Origin of the sequence: Janthinobacterium sp. PAMC25594, assembly GCF_019443505.1 — a bacterium.
GTDB lineage: Bacteria > Pseudomonadota > Gammaproteobacteria > Burkholderiales > Burkholderiaceae_D > Janthinobacterium.
In genome coordinates this window covers 2,082,155-2,101,429 of record NZ_CP080377.1, presented here as the reverse complement: position 1 = coordinate 2,101,429, position 19,275 = coordinate 2,082,155, and the positions used below count along the sequence as shown (strand labels likewise).

Annotated in this window: 18 protein-coding genes and 2 pseudogenes; 5 read left to right on the top strand and 15 right to left on the bottom strand. The window is 59.9% G+C overall.

Annotated elements, in window-relative coordinates:
• Nucleotides 1-10 precede the first annotated feature (10 nt).
• From KY494_RS09335 to KY494_RS30005, 4 genes and pseudogenes are all read left to right on the top strand, one after another.
• Nucleotides 11-673 (top strand): annotated as a pseudogene (locus KY494_RS09335) (phage portal protein); the annotation flags it as partial.
• Nucleotides 670-885, top strand: a complete 216-nt coding sequence (locus tag KY494_RS09330) for a hypothetical protein (RefSeq protein ID WP_219890731.1) — start codon at nt 670-672, stop codon at nt 883-885. The pseudogene KY494_RS09335 and the gene KY494_RS09330, both read left to right, overlap by 4 nt.
• Nucleotides 886-1,393: 508 nt before the next feature.
• Complete coding sequence (locus KY494_RS30010) at nt 1,394-2,386, top strand: cache domain-containing protein (protein WP_308836426.1); 993 nt, start codon at nt 1,394-1,396, stop codon at nt 2,384-2,386.
• Nucleotides 2,322-2,996, top strand: coding sequence for a diguanylate cyclase (locus tag KY494_RS30005; RefSeq protein WP_308836425.1), 675 nt, complete (start codon nt 2,322-2,324; stop codon nt 2,994-2,996). Before KY494_RS30010 ends, KY494_RS30005 begins: the two co-directional genes overlap by 65 nt.
• Before the next feature lie 88 nt (nt 2,997-3,084).
• On the opposite strand, the gene KY494_RS09320 is transcribed toward KY494_RS30005, so the two are convergent.
• The 5 genes and pseudogenes from KY494_RS09320 to KY494_RS09305 form a co-directional block, all read right to left on the bottom strand.
• Nucleotides 3,085-3,369, bottom strand: coding sequence for a hypothetical protein (locus KY494_RS09320; protein ID WP_219890730.1), 285 nt, complete (start codon nt 3,367-3,369; stop codon nt 3,085-3,087).
• A gap of 142 nt (nt 3,370-3,511) precedes the next feature.
• Nucleotides 3,512-3,851 (bottom strand): annotated as a pseudogene (locus tag KY494_RS30130) (IS21 family transposase); the annotation flags it as partial.
• A 130-nt stretch (nt 3,852-3,981) separates the two neighbouring features.
• Nucleotides 3,982-4,977, bottom strand: coding sequence for an IS481 family transposase (locus KY494_RS09315; protein WP_219890729.1), 996 nt, complete (start codon nt 4,975-4,977; stop codon nt 3,982-3,984).
• A 254-nt stretch (nt 4,978-5,231) separates the two neighbouring features.
• Entirely contained in the window at nt 5,232-5,465 is a 234-nt protein-coding gene (locus KY494_RS09310; protein ID WP_219890728.1) for a hypothetical protein, read from the bottom strand.
• Nucleotides 5,466-5,619: 154 nt separating this feature from the next.
• Entirely contained in the window at nt 5,620-5,976 is a 357-nt protein-coding gene (locus KY494_RS09305) for a hypothetical protein (protein WP_219890727.1), read from the bottom strand.
• Between the two features lie 27 nt (nt 5,977-6,003).
• Between KY494_RS09305 and KY494_RS09300 the strand changes: the two genes are divergently transcribed.
• Entirely contained in the window at nt 6,004-6,213 is a 210-nt protein-coding gene (locus tag KY494_RS09300; protein ID WP_219890726.1) for a hypothetical protein, read from the top strand.
• A 208-nt stretch (nt 6,214-6,421) separates the two neighbouring features.
• Here KY494_RS09300 and KY494_RS09295 read toward each other — a convergent pair whose 3' ends face one another.
• From KY494_RS09295 to KY494_RS09250, 10 genes are all read right to left on the bottom strand, one after another.
• Nucleotides 6,422-8,581: a TonB-dependent siderophore receptor gene (locus tag KY494_RS09295; RefSeq protein WP_219890725.1), complete on the bottom strand. Its 2,160-nt coding sequence runs from the start codon at nt 8,579-8,581 to the stop codon at nt 6,422-6,424.
• A 429-nt stretch (nt 8,582-9,010) separates the two neighbouring features.
• Nucleotides 9,011-9,514, bottom strand: coding sequence for a DUF1851 domain-containing protein (locus KY494_RS09290; protein WP_219890724.1), 504 nt, complete (start codon nt 9,512-9,514; stop codon nt 9,011-9,013).
• Between the two features lie 351 nt (nt 9,515-9,865).
• Nucleotides 9,866-12,940: an efflux RND transporter permease subunit gene (locus tag KY494_RS09285; protein ID WP_219890723.1), complete on the bottom strand. Its 3,075-nt coding sequence runs from the start codon at nt 12,938-12,940 to the stop codon at nt 9,866-9,868.
• Complete coding sequence (locus KY494_RS09280; protein WP_219890722.1) at nt 12,930-14,093, bottom strand: efflux RND transporter periplasmic adaptor subunit; 1,164 nt, start codon at nt 14,091-14,093, stop codon at nt 12,930-12,932. The genes KY494_RS09285 and KY494_RS09280 overlap by 11 nt, the downstream gene beginning before the upstream one ends.
• On the bottom strand, nt 14,090-15,385 hold the full coding sequence (locus KY494_RS09275; protein WP_219890721.1) for a TolC family protein: 1,296 nt from the start codon (nt 15,383-15,385) through the stop codon (nt 14,090-14,092). The genes KY494_RS09280 and KY494_RS09275 overlap by 4 nt, the downstream gene beginning before the upstream one ends.
• 14 nt (nt 15,386-15,399) lie before the next feature.
• On the bottom strand, nt 15,400-15,759 hold the full coding sequence (locus tag KY494_RS09270) for a hypothetical protein (RefSeq protein WP_219890720.1): 360 nt from the start codon (nt 15,757-15,759) through the stop codon (nt 15,400-15,402).
• A 290-nt stretch (nt 15,760-16,049) separates the two neighbouring features.
• Entirely contained in the window at nt 16,050-16,382 is a 333-nt protein-coding gene (locus KY494_RS09265; protein WP_219890719.1) for a HAMP domain-containing sensor histidine kinase, read from the bottom strand.
• 76 nt (nt 16,383-16,458) lie between these two features.
• Nucleotides 16,459-17,799, bottom strand: a complete 1,341-nt coding sequence (locus KY494_RS09260; protein ID WP_219890718.1) for an ATP-binding protein — start codon at nt 17,797-17,799, stop codon at nt 16,459-16,461.
• Nucleotides 17,775-18,440, bottom strand: coding sequence for a response regulator transcription factor (locus KY494_RS09255; RefSeq protein WP_219890717.1), 666 nt, complete (start codon nt 18,438-18,440; stop codon nt 17,775-17,777). Before KY494_RS09255 ends, KY494_RS09260 begins: the two co-directional genes overlap by 25 nt.
• 32 nt (nt 18,441-18,472) lie before the next feature.
• Nucleotides 18,473-19,258 carry a hypothetical protein gene (locus tag KY494_RS09250; RefSeq protein ID WP_219890716.1) on the bottom strand — a complete coding sequence of 262 codons (786 nt, stop codon included), beginning with the start codon at nt 19,256-19,258 and terminating at the stop codon, nt 18,473-18,475.
• Nucleotides 19,259-19,275: the final 17 nt, after the last annotated feature.

Genomic DNA, 19,275 nt, shown 5'->3' with positions numbered 1-19,275 from the left:
CACGTACCAGCATGCGCTGGCCAAGTACATGCGGCGCGGCGTCGACCTGGATACCTATTATTTTGTGAACGGCTACCAGGCCGTGCACCAGTTCGACAAGGACCGCGTGTTCCACCTGATGGAACCGGACGTCAACCAAGAGCTGTATGGCGTGCCGCAGTACCTGAACGCCTTGCAATCGGCCTGGCTTAACGAGGCGGCGACCTTGTTTCGCCGCAAGTATTACAAGAACGGCTCGCACGCCGGCTTCGTGTTTTACATGACGGATGCTGACGCCAACACCCAGGGCGTGGACAACTTGCACCAGGCCATGCGCGACAGCAAGGGGCCGGGCAACTTCCGCAACCTGTTCATGTACGCGCCGAACGGCAAGAAGGACGGCATCCAGATTCTGCCGGTGTCGGACGTGGCCGCTAAGGACGAGTTTTTCAACATCAAGAGCGTCACGTGCGATGACCAGCTGGCCGCGCACCGCGTGCCGCCCCAGCTGATGAGCATCCTGCCGAACAATGCCGGCGGTTTCGGCGCCGTCGAACCGGCCGCGTGCGTCTTCGCGCGCAATGAGCTGGTGCCGCTGCAGGTACAGTTTGAAGCGATCAACGAGTGGGCTGGTGTGGACGTGGTGAGGTTCGCCCCGTATGACTTGGGCCTGGGCAAGGAGAGCGCGCAATGAGCGATCACATCGACAACACCGACAAGATCATCTTTGCCGAGGTGGCGTGCGGCTTGGCCGCCGTGCGTGGCCGGCCCGCCTTGGTGGCGCATGGCCGTTGCCATTACTGCGACGAGGCGCTGGCGCCCGCGCTGCTGTTTTGCGATGTGGACTTCTGCGACGACTACGACAAGGAACAGGCGGCGATGATCCGCGCCGGCCGCCCAGGATGACCGCCACGCTGCGATAACCGGCATGGCGGGGCCGCAAACAGCCCAGCCGCGCCAGAGCGCCCCAGCCACCGCACAAGCCGCCCATGAGGCGGCTTTTTCACGTCCCGACGAATGATGTTGCTCTTGGAGCAAGAAAAAAGCCTATTTCGGCCCGGCGCGCGCAGGTGCCCCCCCTCCACACCTGCCCGCTATATTGGACTCTTTTGACTCAAATTTGCGCCATGGCCGAAGGCGCATGAGGACTGGCGCGGCGGGGCGAAGAGGGGGCGTGCGATTTGACGCACTTTTTTGCCATATTGGACTGGTGCGCCGAATGCCCATCTCTTTTGTTGCCGAACCGCCTCTGTAGCTCAAGTTACGCAGAAATGTGCACCGTTCGACATCTGCTTATGCTTGCGACGTGGTAGTGTTGTTTTTAACTTTTATACATCTTATTTGTTACGATGCGTGAGTATTTGGAGCGCTATTTGGCGCACACTCTTACCCACGTAAAACTGGGAGTTGTTCCATGGCTGATTCAAATAGCCTGCCAGCTCGTCTGATGGGCTCGGGCTTCACACGCTTTTCCTTGCTGCCGCTGGCGATCACATTTGTTGTCGTGGTTTGCATGTCACTTCTTGCAACGCAGGTATGGATGGCATGGCGTGCAAGAGAAGTGCAGCTACGCGAGGCCGCTCAGGCAAGTGCCAATTTGGCGCAGTCGGTAGCCCAGCATGCCTATGACACGATCAAAGAGACTGATACTGCATTGGTTGGCTTGGTGGAGCGTATAGAAAAAGATGGAGTTTCAGACCTTGAACTGTCCCGTATTCATAACCTGTTGGTTTTGCGTGTAGGTGAATTACCCCAGTTGCAAGGTGTTTTCGTCTATGCACAAGATGGTAGCTGGCTGGTCAATTCTCAGAAAGTGTTGCTGAAGAATTTGAATAATTCCGATAGAGAGTATTTTAAGTACCACAAAAATAACAGCGACCGTGCCCCTTTCGTTGGCCCTCCAGTGCGAAGTAAATCGACAGGTGACTGGATTATTACTGTGTCGCGTCGTATCAACTTCCCCGATGGACGTTTTGCAGGGATTGTTCTTGCGACCATTAATATGGATTACTTTAGATTATTTTATGACCGATTTTCTATAGGGAAGCAGGGGGCAATTTTCATTGCAAATGGGAATGGAATACTTTTATTAAGAAGGCCATTTGATGAAAAAATGCTTGGGCAGGACATATCGCAGTTTCCATTATTTAAGGATTATTTTTCAAAGGGGCCGGTAGGTACGGCATCGATAAAGTCAAAATTGGATGGCGTTACACGTATTAATAGCTACAGAAGGGTGGAGGAATATCCTTTGGCCGTCTCTGCTGCATTATCAGAAGATGAAGTATTGGAGAGTTGGCGCAGTGATGTTTACATTCAGTTTTTAGTTGGGGGGGGGGCTGGTGTTGCTCATCTCCTACCTTGGTTATCGTATAGCGAAACAAATAAATCTGCGATCAAGAATTGAACAAAAACTAGTGCTGGCTGGCATTGAGCTAGAACTGATTAATGAAACGTTGTCCCGGCTTGCTAACCAGGATGGACTGACCGGACTGGCGAATCGACGTCATTTTGACGAATCGTTAATGGATGAGTTTAATCGTGCGCAGCGTGGGGAAAACCCGCTAGGGTTAATTATGATCGACGTTGATTTTTTTAAGCAATACAACGATATTTATGGTCATGTGGCCGGAGACGAGTGCTTGAGAAAAATTGGCAAGGTGGTAGCCTATTCGATGCGTAGACCAGGAGATTTGGCGGCCCGCTATGGCGGTGAGGAAATGGTCGTTTTACTGCCAGAAACCGATCTCGCCGGTGCATTGGCAGTTGCCGAGAGCATCCGTGGTGCTGTTCAATCGATGGGGATTGCACATACTGGAAATCCACTTGGAGTTGTGACGGTAAGTATCGGTGTGGAGGCGTTTTCTCCGATTCATTTAGAAAATCAGCCTATTGAGCTGGTCGAGGCCGCTGACAAAGCATTGTACAAGGCAAAAGAATCAGGGAGAAATCAGGTTTGTTATGCGCACTCTTGCCAGGGGCGCGTGACGACGGAAAGTCTCCCGGCCTTTCTTTGACAACTTTTCTTTCCAAATTTGACAGGGGTGCGGGAGCGCTCGCGGATCATGATAGGTGATAGCAATCCTTGCATCTGGATTTGGTTGCTCAGTACGAATAGTGTTTGGCAGTGTCTTCCATCAGCGCATCCAGGAATGTACCAAGTGCGCGGCTCTGTATCAGCTCTTGAGCATAGGCTGAAGCCTCGATTTTTGTCGCCTGAATTGATTTTAGCGCCCCTGGTGTCTCGATAAATACTGCTGGCTCAAGGACAACTCCGTTGTCACCTCGCTGCGAAACCCAAATCCGTCCTCGATAGCGCCCATCCACTAGGCGGGCGGTGGTGATGAAAAAAGTATAACCGTTTAGTAGGTGCATATTGTTCTCGTGCATGGCATGGACTCCATCTATCAAATGCAGTCTCTCACCTAGATGCTGATCTTGGTCTAAGATTAACAAGAATTTGACTTAAATCAATAGGTTGTCTTCTCAAATGGCAAGATGGATGTTCTTTTGTGTGCCGAATTGCCCCACGCTGTTTGTGACCCTCCCTCCATTGCCAGGCGAACGCCGCCACTCGGTCGTAAGACCCCTTGATCTCAATTCCGTTAGGTCCTCGTGAAGCTGTTTTAGGCTGCGTCGTTGCTTGGGTGATTTGGCCGCCTCGGTCTTGAGCCAGCCTGCGAGGTGAAAAGCGTATAGCCGATGGCGCTGGCCGATTGGCGCTCCGGATAGGCGGGCTCGGTTATCTCCGAGCGTAGGTAGCGCCGGACGGTGTTGCGCAAAATGCCGAGGCGCTTGGCGATTTCCCTCAATGAGACTTGGTCGCGAAGATGCCAGCGCCTAATAATTCCTAGTAACGCCACGTCAATCACTCCGATCCCCTACTCATTCAGATAAGTAGGATTGTGTGCTAAACGTGGGTCAATTTTCGATGCAAATTATGCGGCTAAGTGGGTCAGTTTTTGGTGCAAATCAACAGACTAGCTCAGACTTGATCTGTGCCTAGCTGTCAAGACCGGCCTGGTTATATACGCGTTTAACGAATAATTCCGGCTTTTTCTCCTGCCATTTCTTCATCGCCTGAATCGGTGTTGCGTTATCCAAGGCGCGCTGGGGAATGTTGTGGTTGTAGATTTTCAGGTAATTGCGCAGCGTCGATTCCAGTTCGGCCCGGGAGCCGAAACGAGTCTGGTTGACGACCTCGCTGATACGGCCATTGAAGCGTTCGACCATGCCGTTGGTTTGCGGGTGACGCGGCGGAATCAATCGATGTTCGATCACCAATTGCTTGCACAGCACGTCAAAGACATGCTTGCCGCTCGGGATACGGTCGCCGCTGACAGGGTCTTTTTTCTTGCTGGTAAAACGGTCGGTGAACTGGCTGCCGTTGTCAGTGAGTAGTTTGACGATGGTGATCGGGCAAGCATTTTTCAGTTTGAGCAGGAAGTCGGTACTGCTGCTGTCGGACTGGTTGGCATAGATTTCCATGAAGACCCAGCGTGTGGCGCGGTCAATGGCGACGAACAGGTAACGGCGTTCGGTTTCATCGAGCATCTGCGGTAAGTACTTGATATCCATATGTAAAAAGCCCGGCTCGTAGTCCTTGAACGACTTTTTGGTAACCGGTTTGTCGTCTTCGAGTGCGGCCATTTTAAGCAAACTGGAGACACCATGGCGCCGCAAGCAGCGGCCCAGGGCGCCACGCGAAAGCGCCGGGTTGACGAACTCACGCGCCACCGCCAGCAAGTCGTCGGTGGGCAAAAGCAAGGTGGTGCGTAGCGCGATGACGACCAGTTCCTGCGCTGGCGTCAGCGTCGTATGCATGGTGTGGGGCCGGTGCGAACGGTCCTCGGCGCTGTCGCGGTTCTGCCATTTACGGATCGTCAGGCGGCTCACGTTATAGCGCTCGGCAAGCTCCCGTTGGGGCAGTGTCGAGTTGCGGATTTCTTCCCGGATCAGGTGGGTGGTGCGGGCTCGGCTGTGAAGGGCTTGGGTCATGGCGCTGGCGGTGAGGTGACAGGAATCAACAGTGTACTCAACAGGCGCCTGGCTTTGAAGTAGGGCAAGCTGCGAATAGGAATATGATCACCCAATTCTAAACACCTAGCAGACTCGTGGCGATTCAGGCATCCGTTTACACAAAACTGCGTTTTTACACAGCATGGGCCATTCGCGGTCACTGCCATCCGTCTCCGATTAAGCCTGGGTAGCGCGGCTTATTTAGCGAAGGCGATTGCCGAAAATGTACTTGCTCAGATTGCGCGCTGCCACTCTCCAAGTTCTTCGGGTATCCCTAGTGCTGAAAGATCGATGCCTGATGAGTGGCTGAGCGTATGGCCGCCAGCAAGATCCTCTGCGGCCTGTTCAGGGGCGTGGTAGCTACCAAGGCTTTCGTCACCAAAGACCGCATGAAACCTGTGGTTTCCCGAGTCGTAGATGATTCGTGCCGTCCCACTCTGCGTTCTAAAGCTATAGATAGTTCGCATATGCACTCCTTATTTTGGTGATCGAATGTGGTATGTCACTGCCAACAATGCGAAGGTTTCACGCTCATGCATTTTAGCTAAATTGCAGTGTGGAAATCTCACCAAAAATTACCATTGGAGCAAGTCTTGCCGCACTTGATATTTCTATTCGCAGCTATGTGTGTGAGATCGAACGGAAGTTGGGAACATTACCCGCCTGATCGACCCGACGCTGCTCAGGCGGCGCGTCAGCCTGGTGTTGCAATAGTCGCGCCTGATGAATTGCAGCGTTGCGGAAAACATTGCGCTCAAAGCCCCATGAGCAATGATGGATCAGACTCGGGAGGCGGCGACGTGCGTTGGCGCGCCGGAATTTGTGAAAAACTTGCCGCAAGGCTATCAGACGCTGATCAGCGAGGGTGGCATCAACCTGTCGAGTTGCCAGCGTTAACGCATTGCCCAGGCCCGTGCCATCCTGGATGAGCTTGAGGTCCTGATCCTGGACGAAGCGACCAGCGCGCTTGATGTTCATGGCGAACGCGATATTTTTGAGAACCTGATGACGAAGTTCCGATCACGCAAGCTGATTATCATCACGCACCACCTAGCATCCATCGTGAACTTCGATCGTATTTACATGTTGAAATCTGGACAGTTGATCGGCAGTGGCATCCATGGGGAGCAGCTGGCATCTTGCCCATCTGACGTACAACTGCAAAACATCGTCGGTTTTGAGCGGCAGGTGCCCAAACTGGAGGCCGTGTATTAATAAGTTTGTCTCTATCGTCTCAGCAAGAGAGAGCGCTGGGGGAATTTTCCGCAGCGTTCACGGAGTTTCCGCCATCCGAGGTGCAGGATAGCGTCAAATCGCTGCTCAGGAAAAATATCGCCTCCCCGGTGTAACGCTCCCCCCAGTCCATGAAGCGCATGGTGCGGGCCCATTGCCGGCGCCATTGCCCATCGCGCCAAGCGTGTAATTAGAAATCAACCGCCGCAGAAAGCTGCACCGTGCGGGGCGCCGATTGCGAGATCGTGCCATACGAGGCCACGCCGGCCCAGTAGTGGCGATTGAAGGCGTTCATCAGGCCGCCGCGCAGGGTCGTCGCTTTGCCGGCGATGGCCGTGCGGTAGCGCAGGCCCAGGTCGACCTTGGTCCACGACGGCACCGATTGCAGGTTCGTCTGGTCAACATACTGCTTGCTGGTGTAGCTGACGGCGCCCGTGGCCGTCAGGCCCGGCCAGTACGGTAAATCCCATTCTCCGCCCAGGTTGGCCATGGACGTGGGCACGCCCACGGGGCGTTTGCCCATGGTGGCGGCGCTGTTGGTTTTGATGAGGCGCCCGTCTAGCAGGGTCACGCCGGCGAGCAGGCGCACGGCCTTGCTGGCAGCGCCGGACAGGTTCAGCTCCAGGCCCCGGTTGCGCTGTTCGCTATCCATGCTGTACACCTTGCCATACAGCTGGCCGCTGGGTTTGCTCACCTGGAATACGGCCAGGGTCGCCAGCACCACGCCGAAATCGGCCTTCGTGCCCACTTCATACTGCTTGCTCTTGTAGGGCGCGAAGACCTGGCCCGCGTTGTTGGCGATGTTCGGCGCGATATCGCCCTTGCTCAAGCCTTCGATATAGTTCGCGTACAGCGACACGTGGCGCAGCGGCTTGACCACGATGCCGGCCAGCGGCGTCAGCGCGCCTTGCTTGTAACGCGTGGTGAGGGCGCCGCTGGCGGCGTGGTAGTTCTTCGATTCGACCAGCTGGCGGCGCACGCCCAGGGTCAGCTGGACGCGCCGGTCCAGCATGTCCAGCGTGTCGGCCAGGGCCAGGCTGGAGAGGGTCGAGGCGGACAGCTTAGGCGCGCGGGCCGGAGCGGGAATGCCGGGGTCTGGCACGGCCTCGGGATGGTAGATGTTCGAGGTGATGAGCTTGCCGGTATTACTCACGCTGCCAAACTCGTCGCGGTAGACATTGCCCATCACGACCAGCGCATGCTCGACGCCGCCCGTGCGAAAGCGCGTGCGCACGCCCGCGTCGCCGCTAGCGCGCCGCACGCGGAATTTCCAGTTCATGGGCGTGACTGCGATGTCGCCCGCCGCGCTGGTAATGGTTGGCGTCTGGTCCGAATAGCGCGATACATCGGAGCGCGTGCCGCCCACGTCGGCGAAGACGGTAAGGTTATCGTTCACATCGTATTCGACCTTGCCCAAGGTGGCCATGTCATTGGATTTCCACCAGCCCCAGGACTGGGCGATATTGCGCCCCCCGTCGGGCGCTTCCGGCACCGGCAGGCGCGCGGCGACGAGGAAGGGGCGCGTGGGTGCGTCGATCCACTGGTATTGCTCGATCACATCGAGCGAGGCGCGCAGCCGCTCTCCCCGGTAATCGAGGGCGATGGCCGCCACTTCCGCGCGCGAGCTCTGATGGTCGAGCGGCGTCTTGCCTTGGCGGTGTAAGCCATTGAAGCGGATGCCGAAACGCCGCTCTTCGCCGAAACGGCGGCTGACGTCGATGGCCGCACCCAGCTGTGCGCTTGAGCCGTAATCGACAGTCATGCGCGTCAGGTCGCGCGGCAGCGAGCGTTTCGGCACGGCATTGACGACGCCGCCCACGCCGCCATTTGGCGACATGCCATACAGCAAGGCGGCGGGCCCCTTGAGCACCTCGACGCTCTGCAGGTATTCCGTAAACAGGTGGTAATTTGGCGAGACGCCATACACGCCGTCAAACGCCACTTCGCTCAAATTGCCCTCGTTGAGAGGAAAGCCGCGAATGAAAAAGGAATCCGTGACGCCGCCGATCTGGCCCGTGAAGCGGGTGGACGGGTCGCCGCCCAGCACCTCGGCCAGGGTCAACGCCTGCTGGTCCAGCATGCGCTGGTTGGTGTAGCTGTTGACGCTGAAGGGCGTATCGAGCAAGTCTTTTTCGCCCAGCATTCCGGCCCGCGCACTCTTGGCGATCTGTCCGCCCGCATCAGCTTCGGCCTGGCCGGTGACGACCACGGTGGCGAGCGGATTCTGCGTGCTGGCAAGCGTTTGCGCCAATGCGCACGGTGAAACGCTGGCAAGGAGCAGGCCAGCAAGAATCAGGCGAGCGGCGAGGGGACGGTGGGCTGGGACTGGAGTGGGGTGTAAGGTTGGCATCGATGAAATAGGCGCAAGGTTACAAGAAGAAAACTGCACGCACTATACTATAAATGAGAATCATTACTATTTATATTTTTCAAAAAGCATATGCCTTAGTGCCTATGGCATATCCTGCCAGGGTGCTTGTCCCGGTGGTCGGACCGGTATTGTAAGAGAGGAAAAATGATGCGGCGATGAAAGGGGATACAGAGCTTTAAACAATGGCCTAAAAATCGGCTTCCGGCAGATTGAACTCGACCCCTATCGAATCGAACTGGGCCAGCGTGAGCAGCCGCGCAGCCACGCTGGTTTGCGCCAGGCTGCCAGGATGGACGGCCAGCGCGCCGGACTTGGCGGAGATCGGCGAGCTGATGCGGGTACCCGACGACGCAGGTGTAGAGTGTTACGACCAGCGATTGAATCCGCACCCCAAAGTAGGCCTTCACGCTAGCCCTTTCCGAGCTTCCACCACGGCCGTTTAGGAGTAATTTCGGGCATCGCCGCCCCTTTCAATAGGGGAGTAACATCTAACATTTGCGCGCAGATTGAGTGCCACACGACAGCATCCAGCGACTTTACTCTTGACCAGTCAGTTTTGCCTGTAAATGACGGGTGAGGGGCAAAGCCAAAGAATTGGCTTGGGGCCCGTGAGACCCCCTTTTCTTTGAGCAATGCTACGCTCTGACTTAGAAGATGCTCCTCCTGCCATTCTGGAGAATTCATCACTTCAGCAAACTGCTGGAAGCTTATAGCAATCAAGTGCATCCCACCCTTCAGCACGTCTAACTTAGTTACCTCACCTGACCTGCGCTCGAAGAATAGATCGCCGAATACGGAAGCTCCTATTGGGCGGATCTCGCCAAGTACCAGACCCGGCCATTCCAGAAGCAGTGAGTTGAAGTCGAGCAGCGATGCATCAACAAATAGATCGTTCCGCGTCAGTGAGTTCATAAGCAAAGTTTGGGAGCTAAACAGATGGAGGAAGACTTGCTTCCGGCCGAACCCAGTCGACGGCACCTAGAATAGCATCTCGTTCACGTGAGCAATTCAAAAATTGTCGCTCCGGGGCGAAGTCTTCTCACCACGAACCTCATATAGTTGGAGACTTACGAACAAAGGCGGGGTCTGGGTTGACGGCAAACCAAACCAGTAATCCGATGTCGGAGAAAGTATCGCTGCCAGTGCCTGTGCCAGCCCGGGCGTTGCTGAGGGCCGGAGGGCAGGTAGGCACCTCTGCCTGCGTTGGGAACAACGACACTTTTTGGTGCCAACGGACCAGTAGTGTCAACCACGGTGCATAGCTTACGCTTTCTTTTCCGCAAAATAAGGGTAGGCCAGAGGCAACAGCAGCAAGGTAAAGAAGGTAGCCGACACGATGCCGCCCACGATCACCACGGCGAACGGGCGCTGGGTTTCCGAGCCGATACCGTGCGACAGTGCCGCCGGCAGCAAGCCCAGGCCCGCCATCAATGCCGTCATCAGGATCGGCCGCAAGCGCGCCACGGCGCCGGCGATGGCACTATCGACGGCACTCGCGTTGTGCCGGGCTATCTCGACGATCTGCTCGACCATGATGACGCCGTTCTGCACCGAGATACCGGCCACGGCGATGAAGCCAACGGCCGCCGAGACGGAAAAATGCAGGCCGACCAGCGCCAGGCCCAGGATGCCGCCGATCATGGTAAATGGCACGATGGACAGGATCAGCATGGCCTTGCGCACGGACCGGAAGGCCCAGAACAGCAGCGAAAATATCATCAGCGCGGTGATCGGCACGATCACTTCCAGGCGCTTCACGGCGCGCTGCTGGTTTTCGAACTGCCCGCCCCAGGTGATCTGGTAGCCCGGCGGCAGGTGCACGAGGCGCGCCACTTTTTCTTGAGCCTCCGCAACGAAACTGCCCTGGTCGCGGCCCAGCAGGTTGGCCTTGACGGACGCATTGCGCCCGCCCGCTTCGCGGCTGATGCGGGCCGCGCCCTGGCGCACCTCGATGTGCGCCAGCTCGGCCAGCGCCACCGTACCGGCGGCGCCCGGCAAATTGACCGGCAGAGCGCCGACGGCATCGACGGAATCGCGCGCCGCTTCCTTCAGGCGCACGGTAATGTCGAAACGCCGGTCACCCTCGAAATACGCGTTGACGACGTTGCCCGCCAGCGCCGTCTGGATCGCCGTGTTGACATCGGCCACGTTGACGCCCAGGCGGGCGATGCGCTCGCGGTCGATAACGATGTCGAGTTCGCTCTGTCCGCCGATTTTTACGGCGCCCACGTCGGCCGCACCCGCAATGCCGCTCAGGATGCCGGCGATCTGCTCGCTCTTTTGCGTCAGCACGTCCAGGTCGGGACCGTAAATCTTCACGGCAATCTCGCCCTTCACGCCGGACAGCGCCTCTTCTACATTGTCCTCGATGACTTGCGAAAAGTTCGTCGGCACGCCGGGCAAGGTGCGTATCTTCGCCGACATGTCGGCCACCAGCGCCTCCTTGTCCGCAAAGCGCCAGCTGCCGCGCGGTTTCAGGTCAGCCAGGATTTCCATATTGTTGCTGCCCTTGGGATCGGTGCCGTCGTCGGGCCGGCCCACGTGCGAGATGACATTGCCCACCTCCGGATAGGACAGGATGATGGCGCGTACCTGCTGCTCGACGGCGCGCGTCTTTTCCAGCGAACTGGACGTCGGCAGGCTGACCGTCAGCCACAAGTTGCCCTCGTCGAGCTTGGGCAGGAATTCGCTGCCCAGCAGGGGCGCCAGCGCCAGGGTCACCACCAGCGCCAGCACCGAGGCGAGCATGACGAAGATGCGCTGGCGCTGCGCCGCCGCCAGCAGGCGGCCATAGCCGTCCTGGATGCGCTGCAGCCAGGCGCTGTGCTTTTCCGCCATCGGATGGCGGCGCATGGTCCAGGCCAGCAAGGTCGGGATCAGGGTCATGGTGAGGATGATGGCGCCCAGCATGGCAAAGCTCAGCGTAAACGCCACGGGCGAGAAAATCTTGCCTTCCACGCGCTGGAAGGTGTAGATGGGAATGAAGGCGACAATAATGATGGCCTTGGCAAACAGGATGGGGTGGCCCAGGTCGACCACCGTCTGCTTCAGGGTGCGCTCGCGCAGGGAGGCATCATGCCGCCCCTGCTCGCCCAGCAGCGCCAGCCGTACCAGCAAGGCCTCGACCAGCACCACGGCGCTGTCGATGATGATGCCGAAATCGACCGCCCCCAGCGAAATCAGGTTGGCGGGAATGCCGCGCGCATCGAGCATGATGAAGGCGAACAGCAGCGACAGGGGAATTACGGCCGCGACGATCAGGGCGGCGCGCCAGTTACCCAGGAAAATCACCAGGATGGCGATCATCAGCGCCGCGCCCAGGAGCAGGTTTTCCGCCACCGTGTGCACCGTGTGGCCGATCAGTTCCGTGCGGTCGTAGATCGTGCGCAAATGCATGCCTTTCGGCAGGCGCGCATCGAGGCCGGCGATGGCTAGTTTGACGTCGGCCACCACCTTGGCCGCATTGCTGCCCTTGCTCATCTGCACAATGCCTTCCACCACGCTGTTTTCGCGGTTGAAGGCCACCACGCCGGAACGGGGACGATTGCCCACAGTCACTTCGGCCAGATCCGACACGAGCACCGTGCGCCCGCCCTTGGCGCTGACGATGACGCGGCCGATATCGTCGATGCTGCCGAAGATGCCGATGCCGCGCACCACCAGCGCCTCGTCGCCGCGCCGCACCAGGCCACCGCCCACATTGGCGCTGTTGTTGTTCAAGGCTGCGCTGAGCTGGTCGATGGTGACGCCATAGCGCTGCAGGGCGGCCGGATCGACCTGCACCTGGTATTCCTTGACAGTGCCACCGAAGCTGACGACATCGGCCACGCCGGGCACGATGCGCAGCGCAGGCCGCACGACCCAGTCCTGTAAGGCCCGCACTTCGTTCGCATCCATGCCCGGCGGTGCCTCGATCACATAGCGGAAGATTTCACCGACCGCCGTCGACAAGGGCGCCAGGCTCGCCTGCACGCCCGTGGGCAGCGTGACGTTCTGCAATTTTTCCAGCACTTGCTGGCGCGCAAAATAATCGTCCGTACCATCGGCAAAGGTCAGGGTCACGACGGACAGGCCGGTAATCGTCACGGAACGCAGCTGCGTCTGCTGCGGCACGCCGCTCATTTCGCGTTCGATGGGCAAGGTGACGTTGCGTTCGACCTCCTCCGGCGCCTGGCCCGGATACTGCGTGACGATCTGCACCTGCACGTCCTGCACGTCGGGAAAGGCCTCGATGGGCAAGTTGCTCAGCGCGCGGTAGCCGAAGACGGCCAGCGCCGCCGTCAGGATCAGCACGAAAACGCGCTGCGCCAGGACAAAATCGATCAGCTTAGCGAGCATTGCTGGCTACCTCGGCGTTGAGCAGGAAGGCGCCTTCCGTGACGACCCGTTCGCCGGCGCTCACGCCCGCATCGACAAAGCTGCTGTCGCGTCCCTTGACGCGCACGTTCACGCGGCGTTTTTCAAACGTGCCTGGCTGTTTTTCCACGAAAACATAGCTGTACACGCCTTCTGCAAACAGGCTGGTGTTGGGCAAGGCCACGGCCAGCACGCTGCCATCGCCGGCCAGGAAGGAGGCGCGCGCGAACATTTCCGGTTTCAGGGCGCCATCGGCGTTGTCGAGCGTGCAACGCACCTGGATGCGCCGCGTCAGCGGGTCCAGCACCGGCGCCACGTGCGCCACCGTGGCGCTGAAGCGGCGCCCCGGGTAGGCATCCGTCTCGACGCTGACGGCCTGTCCCTGGCGCACGCTGGCGAGGGCGCTTTCCGGCACGTCGACCAGCAGCCACAGGCGGCGCAAGTCGCTGATGACGAACAGGGGCGCGGGCGCGTCGGGACGCACTTCCTGGCCCGGGTTGATCTGGCGGTCGGCGATGGTGCCGGCCAGCGGCGCGCGCAGCGTGTAGCGGCCATTGTCGCTGCCGACCGCGTTCAGGCTATGCATGCGCAAGGCCGCACGCCGCGTTTCCGCGCGTGCCTGCTGGAAATCGGCATCGGCCGACTCATAATCCCTGCGCGCCAGCACCTCTCCCCGAAACAGTGTGTCGGCGCGCTGATAGGCCAGTTGCTTGCGCACTTCGTCGGCCTGGGCTTTGCGCCAGTCGGCCTCGGCACTGGCCAGGTCGGGCGAATCGAGGTCGGCCAGCAAGGCGCCGCGCGCCACGCGCTCGCCACTATCGGCATGTAACGCCAGCACGCGGCCCAGCACGGGCGAACTGACGCGCGTGGTGACGTTTTCATCGTAGGCAATGCGTCCGTTCAGGGCGGCGCTGGCCGGCAGCGGCACGGCACTCACTGCGGCGATTTTCAGCGTCGCCATCTGCGGCGCATTCGCGGAAAAATGCAACACGCCGGGCGCGGTAACGCTGGTGGCCACAGCGGCGGCCGGCAAGGCGGCGGCGTGCGCCCGTTGCAGATACTGCACGCCCGCAGCGGACCCGCCGCACAGTAGGACGAACAGGGCGCCATAGGTCAAAGTACTGCGCGATATCATGGTGTCGTACTTTCAAGAGATGCGGTGGGAAAGGATGCCTGCCAGGCGGCCAACGCCTTGGCGTAGTCGCTTCGGGCGGCCAGTGCTTCGAGCTGCACGGCGCGGTAGCTGCGCCGCACATCGAGTACATCGGCGATCGGCAGGGCGCCATGCTGGTAAGCGAATTCCGCCGCCTGGGCAGACTTTTGCGCGGCCGGCAGCAGGCTGTCGTCAATGCGTAGCAAGCGCTCGCCATTGCTGCGCACATCGAGTGCAGAACGGCTCAGCTCCGCCCTGGCCAAGATGCGCGCCTGCTCCAGATTTTCCTGCGCCAGGTCCAACGCCACCTGGGCGCTGCGTATCTCGCCGTCATACTGGTAGCGCAGGAAGAGCGGCACTTGCAGCGAAATACCGAAGCTGTTGCCGCTGCCTTGTGGATTGCTGGCGCTGGCCGGGTAATGTTCGGCCTGTACGCCGATGGAAACGTCGCGCGTGCGCGCGGCGAGCGCCAGCTTGTGTGCAGACAGGGCCGCCGCCACCCTCGCCTGCGCCGCCATCACATCGGGGCGACGCGCGATGGCTGCCTCGGCCGAATCGGCCTGCGCCAGGGTGGTGGCTGCGACTGCAGGCCAGCCATCGGCAAGCGGCAACTGCGCCAAGCGGTTGTCGATACCGGTCAGCAAGGCCAGCGCCAGGCGCGCACGCGCGACATCGCCGCGCGCCTGCGCCGTATCGTTGCTGGCGCGCAGCGCTTCAACTTGCAGCCGCGCCACGTCAGCCGGCGACACATCGCCCGCATGCCGCTTTTTCTGCGCCACCTCGACGGTGCGCTGATACAACTGCGCCGTATCATTGAGGATGGTCAGGCGCTCGCCCGCCGCCAGCGCATCGTAATAAGCCTGGCTGACAGCGAGACGCAGCTGGCGCCGCGCTTCGCGCACGTCCTCGCGCGCGCCCTCTTCCTGATGCAGTGCACCGTCGCGGCGCAGGCCGCGCTTGTCGCCCCGCTCCAGCAACTGGTCGATGCGAACGCTGCTGTCGACGGTCTTGCTGCGCAAGCTGCCTGCGCCCACGCCAAGGCCGGGGTTGATGTTCATCGTCTGCACCGTCAACATGGGATTGGGCGCGGCGGCGGCGCTGGTCACGGCAGCGGCGGCACTGTCAAGCGCCAGTGCCGACACGCGTACGTCGTGGTTGCGTTCGAGCGCAATGCGCTGCAGCTGCACCAATGTCAGGTTCTCTTGCGCGTGCAGGGACAATGCCAGACAAAGCGGCAAGAAAGCTGCGGGCCAGTAGATAAATTTCATAGACATGGATATGGTTTCATTCAATCGCTGCTAGCGGGCAACAACCGGGAAATGCGCGACAAATGTCCCTGTCCGCAGTCTGCAGGCCACAACTCCACCTGGGTGCCGGACGTGACCGCAAGATCTGGTGGCACTTCGGCTACAGCCCTGTACATGATGCGCACATGGCGGTAGCGCAGCTCGACAAAATGCCGGTTAGCCAGATCCGCATCGGATAATTGCTCCAGACAGGCGGGTAGATCCTGCCTATGCCCTGCTTCGTACAAGGCGACAACCCAGGCGCGCTTGGCGCCAGCTTTCCAATCCACCTTGGGCGCCTCGACGCAGGCGCACAACAGTAACAGGCTCAGCGCCGCAGCGCTCCTCTCCCTGAATTTCATGGTGCGTATTCCCGATGTGAAAAGTAGATGCGCACAGGCGCGCTATCGCAAACAAGCGGATCATAAGCGCGCGGCGCGCCAAACTGCGTTACAACTTGGCAATGTCAAATGCTTGCCATTGAGCGCAAGCTGGGAATATTAAAATGGGCATCTTGCGAGTCTTTACCTGCACGTCGGCGCGGGTGGCGTAGCATTGATGGGGGATGCGCAAGCTTTTGCGCTACGCAAAGGTCAGGTGAAATAGTATATCGACTTGCAACCCTGAGCCAGCTTCGGGGAGGGGTTCGACGTCATTGCGCCTGTAGCGCTTCGCATATTTCCTTGATAATGGCAAGACCCAAAGCTGAGCAGTTCGGTTTGCCGCTATTAAACCGGTAGAATCGTTCAAACACCTTGCTCCGCTCGGCCTCAGGAATGTCGGGTCCTGTATCGCAAAGGCACAGCAAGACGGAGTTCGGCAACTGCAGCAAGGATATGGTGACGGTTCCAGGCTGCCTCATGTGCTGTATGGAATTGTCCGGCAGGTTGGAGATCACTTCCCGCAGGAGGCAGGAGGGGGCTTCAATGTAGATGCTGTCGTCGATACTATCGATATCCAGTTCGACATTTTTTTGCTGTGCCAACAAGCTATGGTGGCGGTCACGTCACGTCACGTCACGTCACGTCACGTCTAGTCTAGTCTAGTCTAGTCTAGTCTAGCTACGGTGCGGCAGCAAGCAGCTGCACTTCCACGCGCAACCCCGCACCACGGGCGGCATCGGTGTAGGCCAGGTTGACGGTACCGCCGATGCGCGTACAGATGGCATGCACGATGGCCAGGCCGAGGCCTGAGCCTTCCTGTCCACTGCCCAGCACCCGGTAGAATGGATCAAAAACCCTGCTTCGCTCTGCCTCGGCGATGCCGGGACCGCTGTCTTCGACGGCGAGAATAGCGCTTACGCCTTGCAGGCGTACCGATAGGTCGATGCGGCCGCCTTGCGGCGTATAGCGGATGGCATTGTCGGCCAGGTTTTTCACCAGGGTGGCCAGGTCGATGGCGCTGGCAAGGACCTGCACGTCGCTGCCGTCAATCACGCCGATGTCGATGTGCTTCGCTTCGGCCAGCGGCAGCAAGTCTTCCAGCACCTGCCGGTAGATTTGCCGTACCGACACCGCTTGCGTTTGCGCCGCATCGGACGGTTCCTGCACCCGCGCCAGCGACAGCAACTGATCCAGCAGGCCGCGGCCCCGCTCGATACCCTGGCGCAGGGTGGTCAGGCGCGATTGCGCTTCCGCCGGCAGGGAGGTGGTCGCCAGGCGTTCGGCTTGCAGCGACAGGGCCGTCAGTGGTGTGCGCAATTCATGGGCCGCGTCGGCGATGAAGCGGCGCTGCTCTTCCATCGCCAGGCGCACGCGCGCCAGCAGGCGGTTGATGGCATCGGCAAACGGCCTGACTTCGGAAGGCAGGGCGGCACTACCGATGGGCTGCAAGTCCTGCTCGGTGCGCGCGTCGACCGCTGCAGCGGCATCCAGCACCGGTCTGAAGACCTTGCGCACCAGGTCGGCCACTACCAGCAGGAGAGCGGGCACCAGGATCAGGAAGGGAATGAGCGTCAGCAGGGCGCTGTCGCGCGCCGTTTCATCGCGCACGGAGGTTTCCTGCGCGACGGCCAGGCGCTGGCCATGCCCGCCCAGCACCATCACGCGGTAGGTTTCGCCATCCGCGCGCACGGTCTGCAGGCCATCCGGCAAATCGGCAGGCAGGGCCAGTTCCCCGGCCGCATGCGTGCCCAGCGGCTGGACGAAGACCTTGTTGTCGTTATCCGCATGTTCGTCTGCGCCACTCTTCGCAGGGGCGGCCAACTGGTGACGGCTCGCCAACGCGGCAACTTGGCGCAGCATGTTGTCCTGCAGCTCGTGCGCCTGCTGGAAAGCGGAGTAAAAGGCAAAGGCGCCCGCCAGCACGGCCATGCAGGAAATCGCCAGGGCCAGCCACAGGGACAGGCGCAGCCGCAGCGAGGTGCTTATGTGACTGCTTATGCGCCTTTTGAAGTCATCCATCCCACGCCCCTGACATTTTTGATCGTGGCGGCGCCGAGTTTTTTGCGCAGCGCATGGATGAGAAACTCCACGGCATTGCTTTCCACTTCTTCCCCCCAGCCATAGATGCGTTCCTCCAGTTCGCTGCGCGACAGGATGGCGCCGGGGCGCAGCAGCAAGGCTTGCAGCAGTGCGAATTCGCGGTTCGACAGTTGCACAGGCGCCGCGGCGGCAACCGTGGCTTCGCGCGTGGCGGGATCGAGCGAGACGATGCCGTTACCCAGCATGGGAGCCGCCGAGCCGCCCTTGCGGCGCAATACGGCGCGCATGCGCGCCAGCAACTCGGCCATCTCGAATGGCTTGAGTACATAGTCGTCCGCGCCTCCATCGAGTCCCTGCAGGCGCTGTTCGAGGGCGTCCCGGGCCGTGATAATCAGCAGAGGGACCGCATTGTTCCTGGCGCGGAGCGCGCGCAGCACGTCCTGCCCATCCTTGCCGGGCAAACCCAGGTCCAGCAGGACCAGGTCATAGTGCTGGCAGGTAGCCGTATCGAGCGCCGTCTGGCCATTGCGCACCCAGTCGGTCGCATACGAGGCGTCGCGCAGGGCAGCCTGCACGGCGGCTCCTATCATGGCATCGTCTTCCACCAGCAATACGCGCATGCTCTTCCTTCGTCAGTGTCTTGCTGCGATTTTCACACATCCGCCTTCAGCGGCGCGATATTTTTCTGCATGGCCGACAGATAAGCCACCAGGGCGACAATGGTGGCCAGGAACAGGATGCTGGTGTTTATCGTGCCGTAACCGAGGCCGCCATTGGCGGCAGGTTGCGACAGCAAGTCGCCGCATGCGGCGCCGAACGGGCGCGTGAGCACATAGGCGATCCAGAAGCAGGCCACGGTATTGAGCTTGAACAGGTAGTGTGCGGCGGCCGTGGCGGCGATCAGCGCGCCGAACAGTCGGGCTGCATAGGCATAGCCCAGCTGCATGCCCTCGGCCACCCAGTCGCCGGCCGCCGTCCCCAGGGCAAACGTGAACAGGATCGCGCTCCAGTAAAACCATTCACGGCGGGGCGTCACGATGCTGTCGATGGACAGGGTGCGCTCGCGCCGGTACCAGGCGATAAAGGTGAGGGCCAGCGCGGCGCTGAAGGCGCACGTGGAGACGGCCAGCGGTACGCCCAGCTGGTCGCTCAGGTTATCGGTGAGCAAGGTGCCGAAGACGCTGATGCAGACGACCACCAGCCAGTACAGCACGGGAATATAGCGGCTGGCCCGCATTTGCACCCACAGGCACAGGGCCAGCAGCAAGCCCACGACAGCCGTGGTGCCGCCCAGGCCAAAATGCAGATCGGCGTTCAGGTAATCGGCGCCCGTCTCGCCCACCGTGGTCGACATCATCTTGATGATCCAGAACAGCACGGTGGCATGGGGTACCTTGTTCAGCCATTCACGGCGGGTCGTGGGGAACTGGAATGGCATGGCGAACTCCTGCAAGT

Bases quoted from the DNA above. Each gene is read 5' to 3' on its own strand.
- KY494_RS09260 (WP_219890718.1), bottom strand. From the start codon at position 17,799: ATGGATGACTTCAAAAGGCGCATAAGCAGTCACATAAGCACCTCGCTG.
- KY494_RS09270 (WP_219890720.1), bottom strand. From the start codon at position 15,759: ATGAAATTCAGGGAGAGGAGCGCTGCGGCGCTGAGCCTGTTACTGTTG.
- KY494_RS09300 (WP_219890726.1), top strand. From the start codon at position 6,004: ATGACGAAGTTCCGATCACGCAAGCTGATTATCATCACGCACCACCTA.
- KY494_RS09330 (WP_219890731.1), top strand. From the start codon at position 670: ATGAGCGATCACATCGACAACACCGACAAGATCATCTTTGCCGAGGTG.
- KY494_RS30010 (WP_308836426.1), top strand. From the start codon at position 1,394: ATGGCTGATTCAAATAGCCTGCCAGCTCGTCTGATGGGCTCGGGCTTC.
- KY494_RS09315 (WP_219890729.1), bottom strand. From the start codon at position 4,977: ATGACCCAAGCCCTTCACAGCCGAGCCCGCACCACCCACCTGATCCGG.
- KY494_RS09275 (WP_219890721.1), bottom strand. From the start codon at position 15,385: ATGTCTATGAAATTTATCTACTGGCCCGCAGCTTTCTTGCCGCTTTGT.
- KY494_RS09255 (WP_219890717.1), bottom strand. From the start codon at position 18,440: ATGCGCGTATTGCTGGTGGAAGACGATGCCATGATAGGAGCCGCCGTG.
- KY494_RS09280 (WP_219890722.1), bottom strand. From the start codon at position 14,093: ATGATATCGCGCAGTACTTTGACCTATGGCGCCCTGTTCGTCCTACTG.
- KY494_RS09310 (WP_219890728.1), bottom strand. From the start codon at position 5,465: ATGCGAACTATCTATAGCTTTAGAACGCAGAGTGGGACGGCACGAATC.
- KY494_RS09295 (WP_219890725.1), bottom strand. From the start codon at position 8,581: ATGCCAACCTTACACCCCACTCCAGTCCCAGCCCACCGTCCCCTCGCC.
- KY494_RS09305 (WP_219890727.1), bottom strand. From the start codon at position 5,976: ATGAACATCAAGCGCGCTGGTCGCTTCGTCCAGGATCAGGACCTCAAG.
- KY494_RS09250 (WP_219890716.1), bottom strand. From the start codon at position 19,258: ATGCCATTCCAGTTCCCCACGACCCGCCGTGAATGGCTGAACAAGGTA.
- KY494_RS09320 (WP_219890730.1), bottom strand. From the start codon at position 3,369: ATGCACGAGAACAATATGCACCTACTAAACGGTTATACTTTTTTCATC.
- KY494_RS09285 (WP_219890723.1), bottom strand. From the start codon at position 12,940: ATGCTCGCTAAGCTGATCGATTTTGTCCTGGCGCAGCGCGTTTTCGTG.
- KY494_RS09290 (WP_219890724.1), bottom strand. From the start codon at position 9,514: ATGAACTCACTGACGCGGAACGATCTATTTGTTGATGCATCGCTGCTC.